Source organism: Eubacterium sp. BIOML-A2 (assembly GCF_009680135.1).
Lineage (GTDB): Bacteria > Bacillota > Clostridia > Lachnospirales > Lachnospiraceae > Faecalicatena > Faecalicatena contortus_B.
This window is the reverse complement of the sequence record NZ_WKZK01000056.1, coordinates 1-18,242: the sequence shown is the minus strand read 5'-3', so window position 1 is coordinate 18,242 and position 18,242 is coordinate 1. Positions and strand designations below refer to the sequence as shown.

Here is an 18,242-nt window from a genome sequence, read left to right as displayed (position 1 = left end):
TTTCCCCACCGTAGGCGCTTTTATTTTTTTCATGTTTCCTGCCGCTCTCCTATGCGGCTTAAGGCATACTCATAAGCCCGTCTGTACGGCTCTCTGCAATCGTAGCCCGTGCAGCTGTATAATTTGCTGCCCCTGCAAAACTCGCAGCTATGCAACTTTGCGTAATCGCTCGCCGCCCGCTCCTTCCGCTTTTCCTCGTATTCCAGATGCCGCTTAATCTGGTTTGCATCTATAACCGCAATTCCCAGCATATTTGCTGTATGTATTTCTCTGTCCATTCCCTCTGTTATGCCGTATTTCACGCCAGCAATAACAAAATCGCAGCTTTTCAACAACGTAAGCCCCGCAGCCATACCTCTTGCCCGCTCTTCCGGCTTTTTATCGTCCATGCACTGCGTCATATATAAATGCGGCGTAATGGGTGCTAAGCCCGCCTCTAACGCCTGCCGTGTCAGCTGCTGCGCATAATCTATGTTTCTGTCCAGCTCTGCGCCGTCTTTCGCCCTGTATGGGCTGCATATATAAACCTTTCTCATGCCTTTTTACCCGCTTTCTGTTGTGCCTCTGCCCGTGCCTGTTCATTTCCTGCCAGATATGCTGCTAAGCACATCAGCTCGTCTGCTCCCTTTTGGTCTATAAAATTACAATCAACGCAACATTTACAATACCCCGTAATCTGTAAATATCTGTCGTATACTTCCTGCGGTGTCTGGCACTGCTTTAAGCTGTCCACCATGCCTGCAAGCTGCTGTATTGCCTTTATGCCTGCCTCGCCGCCCTTTCCGTGTATCCCTACTGTAATCTGTCGCATTTTTGTTGCGCCGTCTGCTCCTAAAATTGTTTTACTCTTCATTCTGTACCTCGCTTTCTTCCTTAAACCCAGCCAAAAGCATAGTCATTGCATCTATCGCCGTATCAAAATGTTTTCCCAGCTCTGCTGCGTCAATAAGCCCCTGCTTTGTGTTTCTTCCATTCCCTTTCATTACTTGCGTTTGCAAAATAGGTTTTAACTGGCTAAGCCCAGCTATGCTGTTCTCTAACTCTTCCTCACTCACGCAGATTTTTACATAGCCCTTACCAATGCGTTCAACGCTCATTTTCTGCCTCTTCCTTTCTTCTAATCAGCCGTACCGATACCTCATAAGCTGTACGCTGTTCTCTTTCTCCTGTGGCTGCGTCAAGCACCTTTTCATACTGGCGGCTCTGATACCGCCCCAGCAGCTCTACAGTATCGCCCTGCTGCCACTGCGCCGCCTCGTCTGCCTGTTCCTGCCAGCAGATGCACGGTAAATAGCAGCTGCCGCCTGTAAGCTCATTTCTTACCCTTACCGTAATATCAGTAATGCGCTTGCCTCTCGGCGTTTCTCTGTGTGTTGGCGTATTTGCTATAATGCCTCTTACTGCTACCTCGTCCTGCTCTACTGCCTTTTCTGATACCGCCACAAAATCTGCCAGAATATATACCAGCAGTCTACCGCTCTGGAAGTCCTTAAGCGTCTGCACCTTGCCCGTCAGTAAAAGCCTGCTGCCCTCTACAAATTCCTGCATAACGTCAAACTCTATGCCGCTGCAAGCTCTGTATGGTACGTCCTCTGCAAATACTACCGTTACCTCGTCCGGCACGCCGCTTGGTCTTACCGTTTCTACCTTTGCCATATAACCACAAAACGGCAGCCCGCATAGCTGCTTAATTTCCTTAATCTGTGTAAGCGTTCCTACCAGTCCCGCTGCATTTTCCTTGATACCGCCACCTGTAAGCTCGTCCATGATTGCAGTATCTAAATCCCGTAAAAAATCCGGCTTTTTCTTTGTCATACTTCCTGCCCTTTCCTTTCCTGTATGTATATGGTGTAGTAAAGTGACATCTGCAAATCACTAAACTTATACTGTGCTGTCTGGTCTGGCTCTAATGGTTTCATAAGCCCCAGCTCTTTCCAGCGTCTGTGCGTTATCTCCGGCACTGCTCTAAACTTCTTTACCTCATGCTCGCTGTATTTTCGGTATTCCTCGCTTATCTCGTGGTCTGCAAACGGTTTGAACGCTGCCAGATACCCTACGTAAACCTCTGCTTTGCCCTCAATAATGCGCAGGCGGTCTGAACTCTCCAGCGTGCCTATAAATTCTTTTACTGTCACTGTCTGCCTCTCCTACTTCTCCGGCATTTCGTACAGCCTCGGTATTACTGCTGCAAACGGCTGTACGTCCATGCCGCCCCTTATTACGGCTGCACCGCCAGCCGTAAACAGATAGCTTACGCACGCTTTCTGTATCTCGTCCAAAACCTCTAAGCAGCGCTCTTTTGTTGCATACTCTCCGATTTCCTCTAAGCACCCGTCACTTATGCAAATTACGTGGCGCTTTTTGTCTGCCTCTGCGCCGCCTCTCTTTTTCTTTACGTCCTCATACTCTCCGTACTCTACGCAGGCGTAATTACCGCCCAGTCTATACAGCTTTTCTTTATTCTGGCTGCGTATGTATACCTCACTCATTGCCTGCCTCGCTTTCGTCCTTATGCTCTTGGTAGCCCTCTAAGTAGCCTATTGTCTCTACATCAATGTCCTTGCCGTTCTTACCGTCGTTGTTTATCCGAATTTTTCCGTAGTAGGAATAAATACAGCAGCCGTCATAGTCGTATACTCTTATACTGCCCTCTGTGGCTGCCTCTGGCGTTTCAATAACCAGCGGCTCTGCCTGCTGCATCTGCGCTGCTACCTGTTCGTCCGTCACTGGCTCGCTGTTCTTTCCTCTGCACCAGATAACCCACATAAACAAAATGATTGCCAGCACGCCTGCTGCTATAATGGCTGCGCACTGTATCAGTTTCTTAACTGTCTGTCGTTTCTGTTTCCTCATAGTTTCAGCCTTTCTTTTTCCTCGTCCCAGTCAAAACTTGTGTAGGCTATGCAACGCTTGCAGCGTTCTATAGGCTCGTCGTCCCCGTCGTGTGAAAATCCCAGACAAGCGCCGCCGTCCATTCCGGCTGCGCCCCATTTTTTCTGCAAACTGCATTTTTTTATACGCTGCTTTATCCGGCACTCTTTGCATATAACCTTTTGTCCAGCTGTGCAGCCCTTACACCTTGCATGGTACTTAGCCCACTCTCTGCTTACTCCTGTTTTCTCGCTTTCCCAGCCAATTACCCACTTGCCGCATACGTCGCAATACACCTGTGTAGTTACCGTCCTTGTTATACCCATGTCTGCCCCTTTTCTGCCTCAAAATAGTAGTTGTCTACTATCAGCATTTTTTTACTGAAAATGCACATAAGCCCCAGCGGTACGGTAATAACCGCTATTGTTATATCTCTCTCTGTCGCCCATACTGCCAGCACGGTAACTGCCAGCATTGCAAGCCCGTAGGCTTTCTGCTTAATGAAATACCAGCGGCGGGCTTTCTTTGCCTGCTCCCGCTGCCGCCTCTGCTCTTTTTTCTTTCGCATATCTGCTATGGCATCTGCATAGCCTCTCTGGTATGCGTCCTCTACTATCAATGTCTCTGCTGCCATTCTCTGCCTCTCTTCCTTTCGGCGGCGCTCTCTGTCTTTCCATGTGTGCCGCTCTCCTGTTCTGGCGTTTGGTTTTACCGTGCGGGCTGCTTTTCGCATTAAAAAGCAACTGAAAACCTGTTGACCGTCCACATACTTTCTGGCTGGTATGACCGCCGCTATTTTTCCACGGTATACAGATTGCAGCTATTAGCCTGCTGCCCTCTGCCGCAGGCTCGCCATGCCTGCTACGCAATGTGCCGTGTGGGACTTGAACCCACGACTTGCCGCTTATGAGGCGGCTGCTCTAACCACTGAACTAACGGCACTCGTGGCGGCTGCTGCCGCCTACTCATTAAATAAAAAGCCTTTCTCTATTAAAAACCTTATCCAATCGCAGCCCGTTACGTCGTCCCGCTCAATGAATTTGTAAAAGCCCTCTGCGTCCTCTATTCCGTATTTCTTCAAAATGTTTCTTGCGTTCTTTGCTGCTGGCGTGGTAAAAACATTCTCTGCGTAAAATGTTGCCTTTATAGTTCCGTAGTTGTTCTTTCCTGCTGGTGTTCTCATTTCCACTACAACTACGTTCCTTTTGCTTTTTCTTCCTACTCCCTTTCTTATTACTACCGCCTCACTGAATAGCCAGCCGTTCCACCCACTGCGCATAGGCGCAAACTGTGTACGTGGTACTTGTACTAAGTCGCCCGCCTGCAATTTGTTAAAATCTACTTTTTTCATGTGCCTTACCTCTCTTTTGTTCTTCTGGTTTATAATGCCTGCTGCCCCGCTGCCGCCGTGTAGGTTTTCAGTGTGGCGTTGCAGCGTTTGAACTCTCTATAAATTGTGTCCCTATGTGTTCCCAGCACCTCTGCAATATCGCTTACACTGCTGCCCTGCTTACTCATAGCCTCTATGGTCTGCCTGTCCTCGTAATGCAGACGCTTGTACTTTCGTTTTTCCATGTTCTATGCTCCTTTCCGTCCTCATTCGCTTTTATGGTAAAAAAATAAGCGTGCCAGAGTTTTACGCTCTGCACGCTCTTCTTTTCTGCTGTTTCCTATAAAAAAAGAAAATCGGCAGAGGCTTTATAACCTCTTGTCGATTTTCATTCTAAAACTTATCCTTAAAAATGTCAACATTAAAATCGACATTTTTTCATGTTTTTATCGTTTTGCCATTTTGCACAATACGCAGCCTGTTTTATTGTGTATTTTCACTTTTAGGCAGCGCAGTACTAAGGCTGCCACTGCTGCCAGCCTCTCACGCTCCCTGTATCCGTTGTTATGCAAGCTGCTTTACCTCTTCCTTGAATAATTCCCCCGCTGAATGGTAGCCATGTATTTTGCGTGGGTATCCGTTTATCCAGTTCTCTATACTCTCTACCTCTTCCTCTGTCCTGTCGTCAAANAATAAGCGTGCCAGAGTTTTACGCTCTGCACGCTCTTCTTTTCTGCTGTTTCCTATAAAAAAAGAAAATCGGCAGAGGCTTTATAACCTCTTGTCGATTTTCATTCTAAAACTTATCAACTAATTTTCAACTGACTGCATAAATTAGAATTCCCAAATTCAACTCATCTCAATCAACTGTTTTATAGAAAAAGTTGCTATTTGAAGCGACAGCTTGATTAGATTATCACATTTTTATGTCATTTGTCAACAGCTTTTTTCATTTTCCACGATTTTTCTCGTATATTAATTTAAGAATATTCTGAAAACGGAGAGCAAAGGGGTCAGACCCCTCTGCTGCTCCGTCTACTAATTCGTTTCTCGCTTTCCGCTGATTGTCTGAGCGATAATGTTTCTCATAATATCCTCGCTCAATTGTCCGCTCAGATAACCAAATACCTTGCCTTCTTTTGTAATCATAAATGTAGTAGGATAAGACTGAATGCCGTATTGGTCGAATATGTTTCCGCCTTCATCCATCAGAACCGGATAGGTATACCCGTTCTCCTCCAGAAATTGTTTCACGCCATCTGCAGACTGTTCCTGTCCATATCCAGGAGCAGCAATTCCCAGTATCACAACCTCAGGATCTTCTTCCTTTTGGTATTCTTCATAGAGCTTTTGTATTTCCGGCATCTCTGCACGGCACGGCGGGCACCACGTCGCCCAGAAATTCAGGAAGACGGTCTTCCCTTTATAGTCAGAAAGCTTATGCACATTCCCATACTGATCCTTTAATTCAAAATCAATGGCATCCGGAAGTTCCGTAACGCTGCCCTGTTTTGAATCATCATTTTTATCTGTATTATCCTTTGTATTACTGTCATTATTTTGCGCTTTATCTTTTTTCTCTGCAGCATCACCCGCTGATTTTTCTTCATTTTCAGGTACCTGCTTTTCTGTCTTCGTATTATCCTGCTGCGCAGTCTGTACCTCTGAAAGATATCCCGTAATTGCATTCATTTTTCCAGTGAACATCATAAGACCCATTAATATCATGAGTACTCCGCCCACCTTCACTGTATATTTGACAACATTATTATGCTTTTTAAATAAATCCAGTAAAGTTGTACTGAAGATGCCTACTGCTAAAAACGGAAGTACGAATCCAAGGGTATATACGCCAATCAACGCAAATCCCCACAATTTCGTGCTTGCAGACGCTGACATTAGCAGGACGCTGGACAGAGCCGGGCCGACACAGGGTGTCCACGCAAAACTGAAGGTAAATCCCATGATCAGTGCGGTCCAAGGTGACATGGCCAGTTTATCCAAATGGAACGGCAGCCTGTGTTCCTGGCTTAAAGCCTTGGACTTTCCGAATACTCCCAGCTGATAGAATCCGAATACAACGATCAGAATGCCTCCGATCCGTGCAAACATACTCTGGCTGCCTTTGAAGAAGCTTCCAAGCACCGAGGCTCCAAATCCCAGCAGAAAGAAAGTGAAACTCACCCCAACCACAAAGAACAACGTATTTACCATAACTTTTTTTCTGCTGAAATATACTTTGCCATCTTCGCCGACCTTCCTTGTGCCTCCCGCCAGATATCCGATATAAAGCGGAATCAGCGGAAGCACACATGGTGAGAAGAAACTCAATAATCCCTGAACAAATACCGTAAGTATTGGTACGCTTATATCCAATGAAAATCCCATATCTTAATCTCCCTATTTTAAGTATTATTTACTATGCAATATCCGGGATCTGATGACACCGAAATATTCCATCTTTAGACACTGAATAAATCATTCAATGCTTCCCCCATAGTCGGATGTGTAAATATCATATTTTTCAGAACTGTATAGTCAAGTCCGACATCCATTGCCATTTTTATTAGATTTATCAATTCATGTGACTCCTCGCAGAAAAGATGTGCACCAAGTATTTTATTCGTGTCAGCATCAAGAACGGCTTTCAACAGTCCGTCCGGCTGTTCCAGTACCTGCGCCTTCGGAATTGCCGCTGCGGGAAGCTTTACTGTCTTTACACGATAGCCTGCTTCAACAGCTTCCTTTTCACTCATCCCAACTCTTGAGAAAGGCGGGTTTAGAAATACACTGTACGGTACCGCGCCTCGTTTGTCAAGTGTGTAACTGCCATCCCCAAGAACTTTTGAAGCCACAATCCGATAATCATCAAGTGAGATATAGGTAAACTGCAGTCCGCCGGTTACATCACCCATTGCAAAAATATTCGGTGCTGTTGTTGTCCTTGAATTGTCAGTTATGATGCCGCCCCTTTCATTCACATGTACGCCTGCAGCTTCCAGATTCAGTTCTTTTGTATTAGGCCTGCGCCCGGTTGCTACAAGAATCGCTTCTGCCGGAAGTATTTCTATGTCGTCTTTTGTTTTGATAACAACTTCTGCAAAACCTTCTTTTTGCTTAATTTCCTGAACCTGAACCTCCGTGAGTACCCTGGCCCCTCTATGATCAAGATTCTGTCTTACCATATCTGCGATCTCTGTATCTTCTCTCGGCAAAAATACCGAACCGTCCTGCAAAATCGTCACATCTACTCCAAAATCCGCATAAATCGAAGCGAATTCAACACCTATGTAACCACCGCCTATGATTACCAGGCGTTCGGGGAGCGTCTCCATATCCAGAAGAGATTCGCTGACGTAGACATACGGATTTCCCTGAATCCCCTGAATAGGTGGAATAAATGGTGAAGATCCTGTATTGATAAAAAACCGATCGCTTTCCAGCACCAGGACACCGTCTGCCCTTTGTACTTCCACTTTATGATCAGAAGTGAAACGAGCCGTTCCATCGATAATTGTTATATTGGGGTTCGTATCCAACTTCTTATAATTCTTCAATCTCAGCTTCTCTACAAGCTGTGTTTTTCTAGCCACAGCATTCGCATAAGCAATACTTTTTTCTATGCATCCACTGGCTGCAGCGCCGGCACTGTGAACCAGTGACTTCGTAGGTATACATCCTACATTAATGCAGGTTCCTCCGTACATCTTTGCCGACTTTTCGATCAGCGCCACCTTTCTTCCGGATTTCTCCAATGCACCCGCAATCGTTTTTCCGCCTTTTCCAAATCCAATAATTATATCATCATATTTCGTATTCATAGTTCCCTCCCGGAATCTGTATCTTTTATAGTTTCAGTTTATACTGTAACAATATCAGATACAGTTGGATCTGTCAATAGATTTTGCCAAAAAATCACAGCCCTTTTCAAATTTTAGGTTAAAAACTTAAAAAGGGCTGTGAAAATCACTTTAAGACCATATTTTGTTATGTTATTGAGGCATCATAAATTTCCTGAATGGATTCTGCAAGCATACTGTCAAATTCTGCCTGTGTCTGGTCAGCCCGCAGTCCCTGTGTAAGCGCACGTGAAAAACTCGCCACCACTCCTGGATTATCAGCTAGCAGTGTATTGGCCTCTTTTCTGCTGTATCCTCCGGAAAGAGCAACCACACGCACTACCCTCGGGTCTTCCAGTAGGTCACTGTAATAGCCGTTTTGCGTTGGAAGCGTCAGTTTAAACATGAGCCTGGTATCTTCCGGTACCCGATCCAGATGACGAAGCAGTTCTCTTTTCAGGATCTTCTCTGCTTGTTCTTTTTCCGGACTGTCGATATCGACTTCCGGCTCCAGAATCGGAATCAGTCCCCTTTTGACAATCAGCATGCCGACAGCAAACTGCTGTTCTACAATCTCACGTATACCATCCTCATTCGCGAGCTTGATCACAGAGCGCATCTTGGTTCCAAAGATATGCCTCTCTTTCGCCCTGCTCAGGAGTTCTTTCAGATTCGGAATCTGTTTCATGATCTGAACACCGGCCTCTTCCTTTTCCAGACCTTTGTCTACCTTCAGAATCGGCAGAATCCCTTTTTCCTCCAGCAGATAATCTGCGGTGTACTTTCCTTCCATTTTTCGGTCCATCGTATTCTCGAATAAAATAGCCGCCAGTATGTGTTCAGAAGTGAAGGCATTACTCGTAATAATTCTTGTCCGCATCTTATGTATCAGTTCGAACATCTCATCATCATTGTGATACTGCGACTCATCAATTCCATATAGTTTCAGAGCTTTTGGAGTGCTTCCGCCGCTCTGATCCAACGCCGCAATGAATCCATTACCTTCGTGCATCCTTTTTAATTGTACTTCGTTCATATTCCATACCTCCCATCCAACGAAGCCTTCACTTGAAACACATTAGTGTATTTTCATTGTACCACTTTTTCTCACAATTCTCATCATTTTTTATAAATTTCTGAATATTTTATTAGCATTATTTACTATTCACGGCTGTAAGCTGCACATAGTAACTTGCAATATTGCTCATGTTCCGCTAATATTAATTCAGAGCTGACACAGAAACAATTTGTATTTCAATCTATAACGTCAAATGAGAGGAGAATTCTAGATGGAGTTTGTGCATAATAAAAATCAAATCGCCGTATATACTCCGGATTATCTGGTAGTGGCAGAGGTCACCTTTCCTGAGATCGATGCCGGTACGGTTAATGTTAATCACACATATGTGGACGCTGTGCTGCAAGGGCAGGGCGTTGCTGGTAAACTCATGGAGGAACTGGTCTCTGAACTTCGTCAAAGCGGACAAAAGGCTGTTCTCACCTGCTCTTACGCAGTGAAGTGGTTTAAAAAACATCCGGAGTATATGGATGTTCTGAAAAAATAACCCGAACTCCCCGTCGCTTTAAACGTAAAAGTCCGTCGGAGCACATCGAATTCTCATCGATGAATCTCCGCCGGACATTTTTTCTTTTCTATTTTCAGTTTTTATCTTTTTTAATTAACAGTTTTTAATTCTTTTAAACCTCAATTTTATATCTCTATTTTAAATGAAATGCATTTTTAATTTCTTCAATCTGTTCTTCACTGATTGGAACCATATCCCCCAGATTCTTAGCATATACAAGCGCCTTTGCACTGTATTCCGCTACTTCCAGACGGTCAAATACATTGAGCAGGCTATCTCCCGTTACGGCTAAGCAGTCATTGCTAACCATTACAATCGGAGTGCTCTCATCAAACTTCTGAGCAGCCTTATCCGGATTCTGATAAAATTCTGAGTATTCCACTTTAGGTATATCCCTCATTAGAATATAACTTTCCGGTATAGATTTTGAATCTAAAGTTTCATCCGTAACGGCGTATGCCATGATATACGGTGGATGCGCAATGATAACGGAATTGATTTCCGGATGCTGCTTATAGATTTCATCATGTATCTTGATAGAGCGGCTCGGAACCTTCCCAGCTTCCCTCATATCTCTTTTGATACAGACAATATCTTCTACATCAATATATTTCCTGTCCACATTATAAGGGGATATCAGAAATCGCTCTTCATCCAGCCTTACAGAAAAGGATCCTTGAGTGGAGTTCACCAGCCCCTGGTCGTATGCACGATGAATGATGTTGCACATATCCCGTCTAGCAGCCTTCTCGCCGCTTGTGATAGTATTTCTTACGAATTCATCCATATTCAGATGATTCCTTGTATACTTAAGCTGAATCTCTTCTGCCTTTAAATATCTGGGCGTACCGATAATAGCTGCGTTGATCTGAAGCCGGGCACAAAAGTCCAGGTTCTCAAATGCTTTAAATGCATTAAACAGGCTGTCACTTCCAACTACTACACCATGGTTCTCTAAAACGGCAATGTCACATCCTTTGGCAAATTCCTTAGCAATCTTGTCCCCGAGATCCTGACTTCCCGGCAGTCCATATTCTGCCATAGCGATCCGGCCGCATCCCACAAAGGAGTTCGGACTCAGCAATGTATTCGGTATCCCTCTGACAATGCTGAAGGCAACCAATGCCGGTGGATGTGCATGCAGAACTGATTTTATATCACTTCTTGTTTTATAGATTTGCAAATGAAATGGGTATTCACTGGATGGTTTATGATTTCCTATAATAGTACCGTCATTTTTAATACATACGATATCATTTCTTGTCAAACTTCCTTTATCCACACTGCCTGGTGTAATCCACACATCTCCATTATCATCCAAAATGGACAGATTACCTCCAGATGTTGTGGTCATCCCATAATGATAGATACGGTCCATCATCATGACCAGCTGGTCTGCAGGATGTAATAAATTTATATTCATATAATCATTCCTCCTTCATTGAAATGTTTTTTCTTGACTGGTTATATATTCATTATATTGGTTTTATGTGGTTTTGTCAATGTATTAATGTGGTTTTTATTTGTTTTATTCGATTTTAAATTAGATTACAACATGAGCGTACTGGCTGCAGCCCTTCTTTCCCTCATGCTTACAGGGCTGCGCACTTTGCACTCCGCCGCGATACTGTTTTTTGTCTAGTACATCGTAATATAAGCATATCACAAAAAATGGCAGATAGTCCCGCTTGACCATCTGCCATTACATTCTTTCGTGATTTATCCCCCACCTATAGAAGTCTGATTATTCCTGCATGTATTTTGCTTTTAATTCATTCACCATCTCTGCATAAGCGCTGCTCTGCATCTGCTGAAGCATACTCGTCTTAATGGACTCCTTCACCTCGCTTAAAGGAGCTATTGACGCATCTTCTTTCCCTTCCACTTTGATCAGATGATAGCCAAACTGACTCTCTACCGGTCCGACTATATGCCCCGCCTCAGCAGCAAACGCTGCATCTTCAAATTCTTTTACCATCTGGCCTCTTCCGAATTTACCCAAATCTCCGCCGTTCTCTTTTGATGGACAGATGGAATTCTCTCTGGCAGCATCCTCAAAACTCTTTTCTCCGCTTGTTATAGACTCTAATATAGAGCTGCACTTTTCCTCTGAATCTGTGAGAATATGTTTTGCATTTACCATCTCGCCCTTGGTAAACTGCTGCATATTAGCTTCATAATATGCGGCCACTTCCTCATCAGATATAGTAATGTCTTTCATAATCTCTTCCATTGCCATCTGTGCAAGGATATCTCTCTTTGCATTCACAAGAAACTTCTCATATTTCTCAGTCTGATCCAGCTTCAGGTCGCTCCCCATTTTCGCAAACAAATGCAGTGCAATCAACTGCTCCAAACACTGCTGTCTGAACTGAGGATTGGATATGTACGCCTGACGGTCTCTCGGAACGTTGAGCAAAAATGCATCAAACTCTTCCTGTGTAATCTCTTCTCCTGCAACAACTGCTAATACTTCCTGACTCATATGTATATTCTCCTTTTTATATAGTATGTCCATTATAGTTTGATTTCATAAAACATGCAAGGGGGTCAGACCCTTTTGCTCATTGTTTTCAGAATATTCTAAAATCAATAAATTTTAAGAGAACAAATACTGTCAACATAACTTAGGGATTATGATTTATGTAAAAAAAACGATACCTTCTGGTACCGTCTCCTCATTCCATATGTATATACCTTCAAAACTGCATACAAAGAATTAAATCCATCCATTTCCTATCACCTTGCTTGGTTATGCCCTCGACCTATTAGTAACAGTCAGCTCCATGTGTTGCCACACTTCCACCTCTGTCCTATCTACCTCGTCGTCTTCAAGGGGTCTTACTAACTTGACGTTATGGGATATCTCATCTTGAGGGGGGCTTCACGCTTAGATGCCTTCAGCGTTTATCCCTTCCCGGCTTGGCTACTCTGCTATGCTCTTGGCAGAACAACAGATACACCAGCGGCCAGTCCAACCCGGTCCTCTCGTACTAAGGTCAGCTCCTCTCAAATATCCTACGCCCACGCCGGATAGGGACCGAACTGTCTCACGACGTTCTGAACCCAGCTCGCGTACCGCTTTAATGGGCGAACAGCCCAACCCTTGGGACCTACTTCAGCCCCAGGATGCGATGAGCCGACATCGAGGTGCCAAACCACTCCGTCGATGTGAACTCTTGGGAGTGATAAGCCTGTTATCCCCAGGGTAGCTTTTATCCGTTGAGCGATGGCAATCCCACTTTATACCACCGGATCACTAAGTCCTACTTTCGTACCTGCTCCACCCGTCGGTGTCGCAGTCAAGCCTTCTTATGCCTTTGCACTCTGCGAATGGTTTCCAACCATTCTGAGAAGACCTTTGAGCGCCTCCGATACCCTTTCGGAGGCGACCGCCCCAGTCAAACTCCCCACCTGACATTGTCCCCCAGCCGGATCACGGCTGATGGTTAGAAACCCAATACTGCAAGGGTGGTATCCCAACAGCGGCTCCCTTACGACTGGCGTCATAAGTTCAAAGCCTCCCACCTATCCTGTACATGCAATACCGAATCCCAGTATCAAGCTGGAGTAAAGCTCCATGGGGTCTTTCCGTCCTGGCGCAGGTAACCAGCATCTTCACTGGTACTTCAATTTCACCGGGTGCATTGTTGAGACAGTGCCCAAATCATTACGCCTTTCGTGCGGGTCGGAACTTACCCGACAAGGAATTTCGCTACCTTAGGACCGTTATAGTTACGGCCGCCGTTTACTGGGGCTTAAGTTCAAAGCTTCGCTTGCGCTAACCTCTCCCCTTAACCTTCCAGCACCGGGCAGGCGTCAGCCCATATACCTCACCTTTCGGTTTTGCATAGACCTGTGTTTTTGCTAAACAGTTGCTTGGGCCAATTCTCTGCGGCCTCTCGCGAGGCACCCCTTCTCCCGAAGTTACGGGGTCATTTTGCCGAGTTCCTTAACAATGCTTCTCCCGTCGGCCTTAGGATTCTCTCCTCATCCACCTGTGTCGGTTTACGGTACGGGTTTTAACTGAACAATAGCGGCTTTTCTTGGCAGCTAGCTCACGCACTTCGCTACTTTAGTTCGCTCCGCATCACGTCTTCGGATTGTATACCGGATTTGCCTGATATACTCCTACCCCGCTTGCACCGGATTTTCCACTCCCGGCTTGCGCTTTCTCTCTGCGTCCCCACAGTTCTGTCAGTTAAAAGTACAGGAATTTCAACCTGTTGTCCATCGACTACGTCTTTCGACCTCGCCTTAGGCCCCGACTTACCCAGAGCAGATCAGCTTTACTCTGGAAACCTTAGATATTCGGCCGGAAGGATTCCCACCTTCCTCTCGCTACTCATTCCGGCATTCTCTCTTCTTAACACTCCACTGCTCCTTACGGTACAGCTTCGTCGCAGTTAAGAATGCTCCTCTACCAATTAACATTCGTTAATTCCTAAGCTTCGGTAGTGTGTTTCAGCCCCGGACATTTTCGGCGCAGGACCTCTCGACTAGTGAGCTATTACGCACTCTTTCAATGGATGGCTGCTTCTGAGCCAACATCCTAGTTGTCTTCGAAATCCCACATCCTTTTCCACTTAACACACATTTTGGGACCTTAGCTGTAGGTCTGGGCTCTTTCCCTTTTGACCATCCAACTTATCTCGGACAGTCTGACTCCCATACATCATCTACACGGCATTCGGAGTTTGATATTCTTTGGTAAGCTTTGACGCCCCCTAGGAAATTCAGTGCTCTACCTCCGCAAGACTTGAGTATGAGGCTAGCCCTAAAGCTATTTCGAGGAGAACCAGCTATCTCCGGGTTCGATTGGAATTTCTCCCCTATCCACACCTCATCCCCACCCTTTTCAACGGATGTGGGTTCGGTCCTCCATTGCCTTTTACGGCAACTTCAACCTGGACATGGATAGATCACCCGGTTTCGGGTCTACTCCGACTGACTATGATCGCCCTATTCAGACTTGGTTTCCCTTCGGCTCCGGGCCTTTGGCCCTTAACCTCGCCAGCCAGCGTAACTCGCCGGACCGTTCTACAAAAAGTACGCGGTTGCACCTATATAGTGCTCCCACAGTTTGTAAACATATGGTTTCAGGTTCTCTTTCACTCCCCTCCCGGGGTCCTTTTCACCTTTCCTTCACAGTACTATGCGCTATCGGTCACTAAGGAGTATTTAGCCTTACGGGGTGGTCCCCGCATATTCCCACAAGGTTTCTCGTGTCTCGTGGTACTCTGGATACCGCCATGTCATGTTGGATTTTGCTTACGGGGCTTTCACCCTCTCTGGCCAGCTTTCCCAAAACTGTTCTGCTATCTTCCATGAATCAATTATGCGGTCCGAACCCCAGGGTGCACGCACCCTGGTTTGGGCTCTTCCGGTTTCGCTCGCCGCTACTTCCGGAATCACATGTTGTTTTCTCTTCCTCCGGCTACTTAGATGTTTCAGTTCACCGGGTTCCCTTCCTTAACTTATGGATTGGGTTAAGGATACTGGAGGTCTGCTCCAGTGGGTTTCCCCATTCAGAAATCTCCGGATCGATGGGTATTTGCCCCTCCCCGAAGCTTATCGCAGCTTATCACGTCTTTCATCGGCTCTTAGTGCCAAGGCATCCACCATACGCTCTTATTAGCATAACCAACTTGCCTTCTCTCACGGGTTGGAGTTCGGGCGACACATATCTAGCGTGATATGCGTTGGTAATAGGTTTTTCTTCTTACTGAACTGCTAAGGTTCAATAAGAATGTATTTTTTTCGTTCGTTTTATTCGAACTAGTTAATGTTGTTAACATTACCTCGGATGTCTTGATTAAATAAGATATTTAATCACTGTATTATCGCTTATCTATAATAATACAGCTCTTTCTTTGTATGCAATTTTCAAGGTACATATCCGGATGCTCTGCTTTCGCTTCCCATCCGCTGACTGTTTTATCAGTCATTACATACACGAATTCTTTCGTATATCTAATCACTGGTAAAACCAGCTATCATAACAGCACTGCCCTGCTGATTGGGTTGGCGTTGATAAGTTGTTGCTTATCCTTGCCGGTANTCAGAAATCTCCGGATCGATGGGTATTTGCCCCTCCCCGAAGCTTATCGCAGCTTATCACGTCTTTCATCGGCTCTTAGTGCCAAGGCATCCACCATACGCTCTTATTAGCATAACCAACTTGCCTTCTCTCACGGGTTGGAGTTCAGGCGACACATATCTAGCGTGATATGCGTTGGTAATAGGTTCCTCTTATTGAACTGCTAATGTTCAATAAAATTCAATTTTTTCCGTTCGTTTTTTTCGAACCAGTTAATGTTGTTAACATTACCTCGGATGTCTTGATTAATATCTTATCAAATGACATTTAATAGGAATATCTTATTGAATGTCTTTCAATAAGCATAAGATATTTAATCTGTTATATTATCGCTTATCAGTAATAATATAACCTTTCTTTGTATGCAATTTTCAAGGTACATATCCGGATGCTCTGCTTTCGCTTCCTATCCGCTGACTGCTTTATCAGTCATTACATACACGAATTGCTTCGTATATCTAATCACTGGTAAAACCAGCTATCATAACAGCACTGCCCTGCTGATTGGGTTGGCGTTGATAAGTTGTTGCTTATCCTTGCCGGTATCTATATAATAAACATTTATATAATACTGACGGCGCTTCCGTCATTCTGTTATTCTTTTTTAGATTTGGCGGCCACCTACTCTCCCACATCGTCTCCAATGCAGTACCATCGGCCGTCTGGGTCTTAACCATCGTGTTCGGGATGGGAACGGGTGTTTCCCCCAGGCGCATCGCCACCAAAAAATTTTGTTATGAGATCATGTCCTCTTCAGACACTCTCTTGATAACTAAACAATAGACAACATACTCTTTACTTCTTTCTTCCTTAGAAAGGAGGTGATCCAGCCGCACCTTCCGATACGGCTACCTTGTTACGACTTCACCCCAGTTATCGATCCCGCCTTCGGCAGCTCCCTCCTTACGGTTGGGTCACTGACTTCGGGCGTTACCAACTCCCATGGTGTGACGGGCGGTGTGTACAAGACCCGGGAACGTATTCACCGCGACATTCTGATTCGCGATTACTAGCGATTCCAGCTTCATGTAGTCGAGTTGCAGACTACAATCCGAACTGAGACGTTATTTTTGGGATTTGCTCAACCTCGCGGTATTGCCTCCCTTTGTTTACGCCATTGTAGCACGTGTGTAGCCCTGCTCATAAGGGGCATGATGATTTGACGTCATCCCCACCTTCCTCCAGGTTATCCCTGGCAGTCTCTCTAGAGTGCCCGGCCGAACCGCTGGCTACTAAAGATAAGGGTTGCGCTCGTTGCGGGACTTAACCCAACATCTCACGACACGAGCTGACGACAACCATGCACCACCTGTCTCCCCTGTCCCGAAGGAAAGGCACCATTACGCGCCGGTCAGGGGGATGTCAAGAGCAGGTAAGGTTCTTCGCGTTGCTTCGAATTAAACCACATGCTCCACCGCTTGTGCGGGTCCCCGTCAATTCCTTTGAGTTTCATTCTTGCGAACGTACTCCCCAGGTGGCATACTTATTGCGTTTGCTGCGGCACCGAATGGCTTTGCCACCCGACACCTAGTATGCATCGTTTACGGCGTGGACTACCAGGGTATCTAATCCTGTTTGCTCCCCACGCTTTCGAGCCTCAACGTCAGTCATCGTCCAGTAAGCCGCCTTCGCCACTGGTGTTCCTCCTAATATCTACGCATTTCACCGCTACACTAGGAATTCCACTTACCTCTCCGACACTCTAGTTACATAGTTTCCAATGCAGTCCCGGGGTTGAGCCCCGGGTTTTCACATCAGACTTACATAACCGTCTACGCTCCCTTTACACCCAGTAAATCCGGATAACGCTTGCCCCCTACGTATTACCGCGGCTGCTGGCACGTAGTTAGCCGGGGCTTCTTAGTCAGGTACCGTCATTTTCTTCCCTGCTGATAGAAGTTTACATACCGAAATACTTCATCCTTCACGCGGCGTCGCTGCATCAGGGTTTCCCCCATTGTGCAATATTCCCCACTGCTGCCTCCCGTAGGAGTTTGGGCCGTGTCTCAGTCCCAATGTGGCCGGTCACCCTCTCAGGTCGGCTACTGATCGTCGCCTTGGTAAGCCGTTACCTTACCAACTAGCTAATCAGACGCGGGTCCATCTCATACCACCGGAGTTTTTCCCACTGTACCATGCGGCACCGTGGTCTTATGCGGTATTAGCAGTCATTTCTAACTGTTATCCCCCTGTATGAGGCAGGTTACCCACGCGTTACTCACCCGTCCGCCGCTCAGTCGCAAAACTTTTCAATCCGAAGAAATCTAAGTAAAGCGCTTCGCTCGACTTGCATGTGTTAAGCACGCCGCCAGCGTTCATCCTGAGCCAGGATCAAACTCTCGTTAAAAGTGTTTGTATCCGGGTCAAAATTAACTACTAGCTAATTCTATCCCTTTTACTGTTCTTACCACCGAGATTAATCTCAGTGATGGGTGCATCATTATGATGCTGTTCTTAAAAATTTTCTCTATAAGAAATTTTCAAGGGTTTGTTGTCTATTGTTTAATTATCAAGGT

General features: G+C 45.6%; 17 protein-coding genes, 1 tRNA gene and 3 rRNA genes. 1 reads left to right on the top strand and 20 read right to left on the bottom strand.

The features are described 5' to 3' along the window. Positions 1 to 29: 29 nt before the first annotated feature. From GKG43_RS17605 to GKG43_RS17530, 15 genes are all read right to left on the bottom strand, one after another. Entirely contained in the window at positions 30 to 536 is a 507-nt protein-coding gene (locus GKG43_RS17605; protein WP_129879492.1) for a hypothetical protein, read from the bottom strand. Continuing rightward, entirely contained in the window at positions 533 to 853 is a 321-nt protein-coding gene (locus GKG43_RS17600; RefSeq protein WP_002591249.1) for a hypothetical protein, read from the bottom strand. Before GKG43_RS17600 ends, GKG43_RS17605 begins: the two co-directional genes overlap by 4 nt. Next, on the bottom strand, positions 843 to 1,097 hold the full coding sequence (locus GKG43_RS17595; RefSeq protein ID WP_003023403.1) for a hypothetical protein: 255 nt from the start codon (positions 1,095 to 1,097) through the stop codon (positions 843 to 845). The genes GKG43_RS17600 and GKG43_RS17595 overlap by 11 nt, the downstream gene beginning before the upstream one ends. Continuing rightward, entirely contained in the window at positions 1,087 to 1,815 is a 729-nt protein-coding gene (locus GKG43_RS17590) for a single-stranded DNA-binding protein (protein ID WP_129879491.1), read from the bottom strand. Before GKG43_RS17590 ends, GKG43_RS17595 begins: the two co-directional genes overlap by 11 nt. Further along, positions 1,812 to 2,135: a hypothetical protein gene (locus tag GKG43_RS17585; protein WP_129879489.1), complete on the bottom strand. Its 324-nt coding sequence runs from the start codon at positions 2,133 to 2,135 to the stop codon at positions 1,812 to 1,814. The genes GKG43_RS17590 and GKG43_RS17585 overlap by 4 nt, the downstream gene beginning before the upstream one ends. Before the next feature lie 12 nt (positions 2,136 to 2,147). Continuing rightward, positions 2,148 to 2,489, bottom strand: a complete 342-nt coding sequence (locus tag GKG43_RS17580; protein WP_055056136.1) for a hypothetical protein — start codon at positions 2,487 to 2,489, stop codon at positions 2,148 to 2,150. Continuing rightward, the gene (locus GKG43_RS17575; protein ID WP_129879487.1) at positions 2,482 to 2,853 is read right to left on the bottom strand and encodes a hypothetical protein; all 372 of its coding nucleotides are present in this window, start codon (positions 2,851 to 2,853) and stop codon (positions 2,482 to 2,484) included. The genes GKG43_RS17580 and GKG43_RS17575 overlap by 8 nt, the downstream gene beginning before the upstream one ends. After that, a complete protein-coding gene (locus GKG43_RS17570) occupies positions 2,850 to 3,197 on the bottom strand; it encodes a hypothetical protein (protein WP_129879485.1) in 348 nt (115 codons plus the stop codon). Before GKG43_RS17570 ends, GKG43_RS17575 begins: the two co-directional genes overlap by 4 nt. After that, positions 3,188 to 3,505 (bottom strand): hypothetical protein, encoded by a 318-nt coding sequence (locus tag GKG43_RS17565; RefSeq protein ID WP_173020122.1) that lies wholly within the window; start codon positions 3,503 to 3,505, stop codon positions 3,188 to 3,190. Before GKG43_RS17565 ends, GKG43_RS17570 begins: the two co-directional genes overlap by 10 nt. A 235-nt stretch (positions 3,506 to 3,740) precedes the next feature. Continuing rightward, positions 3,741 to 3,813 (bottom strand) — tRNA-Ile (locus tag GKG43_RS17560). Positions 3,814 to 3,832: 19 nt separating this feature from the next. Next, positions 3,833 to 4,222, bottom strand: coding sequence for a hypothetical protein (locus GKG43_RS17555; protein ID WP_129879481.1), 390 nt, complete (start codon positions 4,220 to 4,222; stop codon positions 3,833 to 3,835). 29 nt (positions 4,223 to 4,251) lie between these two features. Beyond that, positions 4,252 to 4,446 (bottom strand): helix-turn-helix domain-containing protein, encoded by a 195-nt coding sequence (locus GKG43_RS17550; RefSeq protein ID WP_021904675.1) that lies wholly within the window; start codon positions 4,444 to 4,446, stop codon positions 4,252 to 4,254. 793 nt (positions 4,447 to 5,239) lie between these two features. Next, positions 5,240 to 6,589: a cytochrome c biogenesis protein/redoxin gene (locus tag GKG43_RS17540; protein ID WP_055155366.1), complete on the bottom strand. Its 1,350-nt coding sequence runs from the start codon at positions 6,587 to 6,589 to the stop codon at positions 5,240 to 5,242. Between the two features lie 74 nt (positions 6,590 to 6,663). Beyond that, positions 6,664 to 8,022, bottom strand: coding sequence for an FAD-dependent oxidoreductase (locus GKG43_RS17535; RefSeq protein WP_055155367.1), 1,359 nt, complete (start codon positions 8,020 to 8,022; stop codon positions 6,664 to 6,666). Between the two features lie 166 nt (positions 8,023 to 8,188). Next, on the bottom strand, positions 8,189 to 9,076 hold the full coding sequence (locus tag GKG43_RS17530; protein ID WP_129880084.1) for a fructose bisphosphate aldolase: 888 nt from the start codon (positions 9,074 to 9,076) through the stop codon (positions 8,189 to 8,191). 253 nt (positions 9,077 to 9,329) lie between these two features. Between GKG43_RS17530 and GKG43_RS17525 the strand changes: the two genes are divergently transcribed. Next, positions 9,330 to 9,605 carry a GNAT family N-acetyltransferase gene (locus GKG43_RS17525; protein ID WP_129880082.1) on the top strand — a complete coding sequence of 92 codons (276 nt, stop codon included), beginning with the start codon at positions 9,330 to 9,332 and terminating at the stop codon, positions 9,603 to 9,605. 154 nt (positions 9,606 to 9,759) lie between these two features. Here GKG43_RS17525 and GKG43_RS17520 read toward each other — a convergent pair whose 3' ends face one another. The 5 genes from GKG43_RS17520 to GKG43_RS17500 form a co-directional block, all read right to left on the bottom strand. After that, on the bottom strand, positions 9,760 to 11,049 hold the full coding sequence (locus GKG43_RS17520) for a class II aldolase/adducin family protein (protein WP_129880080.1): 1,290 nt from the start codon (positions 11,047 to 11,049) through the stop codon (positions 9,760 to 9,762). A 321-nt stretch (positions 11,050 to 11,370) separates the two neighbouring features. Further along, the gene (locus GKG43_RS17515) at positions 11,371 to 12,111 is read right to left on the bottom strand and encodes a peptidylprolyl isomerase (protein ID WP_050638636.1); all 741 of its coding nucleotides are present in this window, start codon (positions 12,109 to 12,111) and stop codon (positions 11,371 to 11,373) included. Between the two features lie 263 nt (positions 12,112 to 12,374). Next, positions 12,375 to 15,271: ribosomal RNA gene (locus GKG43_RS17510) — 23S ribosomal RNA — on the bottom strand. Positions 15,272 to 16,334: 1,063 nt separating this feature from the next. After that, positions 16,335 to 16,452, bottom strand: a 5S ribosomal RNA gene (gene rrf, locus GKG43_RS17505). 88 nt (positions 16,453 to 16,540) lie between these two features. Further along, a 16S ribosomal RNA gene (locus GKG43_RS17500) occupies positions 16,541 to 18,073 on the bottom strand. The 16S, 23S and 5S rRNA genes sit together here, the layout of an rRNA operon. Positions 18,074 to 18,242 lie beyond the last annotated feature (169 nt).

What these genes read in the sequence shown, in the direction of transcription:
- GKG43_RS17605 (WP_129879492.1), bottom strand. Translation starts at nt 536, where the DNA reads ATGAGAAAGGTTTATATATGCAGCCCATACAGGGCGAAAGACGGCGCA.
- GKG43_RS17540 (WP_055155366.1), bottom strand. Translation starts at nt 6,589, where the DNA reads ATGGGATTTTCATTGGATATAAGCGTACCAATACTTACGGTATTTGTT.
- GKG43_RS17600 (WP_002591249.1), bottom strand. Translation starts at nt 853, where the DNA reads ATGAAGAGTAAAACAATTTTAGGAGCAGACGGCGCAACAAAAATGCGA.
- GKG43_RS17535 (WP_055155367.1), bottom strand. Translation starts at nt 8,022, where the DNA reads ATGAATACGAAATATGATGATATAATTATTGGATTTGGAAAAGGCGGA.
- GKG43_RS17550 (WP_021904675.1), bottom strand. Translation starts at nt 4,446, where the DNA reads ATGGAAAAACGAAAGTACAAGCGTCTGCATTACGAGGACAGGCAGACC.
- GKG43_RS17565 (WP_173020122.1), bottom strand. Translation starts at nt 3,505, where the DNA reads ATGGCAGCAGAGACATTGATAGTAGAGGACGCATACCAGAGAGGCTAT.
- GKG43_RS17590 (WP_129879491.1), bottom strand. Translation starts at nt 1,815, where the DNA reads ATGACAAAGAAAAAGCCGGATTTTTTACGGGATTTAGATACTGCAATC.
- GKG43_RS17525 (WP_129880082.1), top strand. Translation starts at nt 9,330, where the DNA reads ATGGAGTTTGTGCATAATAAAAATCAAATCGCCGTATATACTCCGGAT.
- GKG43_RS17595 (WP_003023403.1), bottom strand. Translation starts at nt 1,097, where the DNA reads ATGAGCGTTGAACGCATTGGTAAGGGCTATGTAAAAATCTGCGTGAGT.
- GKG43_RS17520 (WP_129880080.1), bottom strand. Translation starts at nt 11,049, where the DNA reads ATGAATATAAATTTATTACATCCTGCAGACCAGCTGGTCATGATGATG.
- GKG43_RS17575 (WP_129879487.1), bottom strand. Translation starts at nt 2,853, where the DNA reads ATGAGGAAACAGAAACGACAGACAGTTAAGAAACTGATACAGTGCGCA.
- GKG43_RS17580 (WP_055056136.1), bottom strand. Translation starts at nt 2,489, where the DNA reads ATGAGTGAGGTATACATACGCAGCCAGAATAAAGAAAAGCTGTATAGA.
- GKG43_RS17515 (WP_050638636.1), bottom strand. Translation starts at nt 12,111, where the DNA reads ATGAGTCAGGAAGTATTAGCAGTTGTTGCAGGAGAAGAGATTACACAG.
- GKG43_RS17570 (WP_129879485.1), bottom strand. Translation starts at nt 3,197, where the DNA reads ATGGGTATAACAAGGACGGTAACTACACAGGTGTATTGCGACGTATGC.
- GKG43_RS17530 (WP_129880084.1), bottom strand. Translation starts at nt 9,076, where the DNA reads ATGAACGAAGTACAATTAAAAAGGATGCACGAAGGTAATGGATTCATT.
- GKG43_RS17555 (WP_129879481.1), bottom strand. Translation starts at nt 4,222, where the DNA reads ATGAAAAAAGTAGATTTTAACAAATTGCAGGCGGGCGACTTAGTACAA.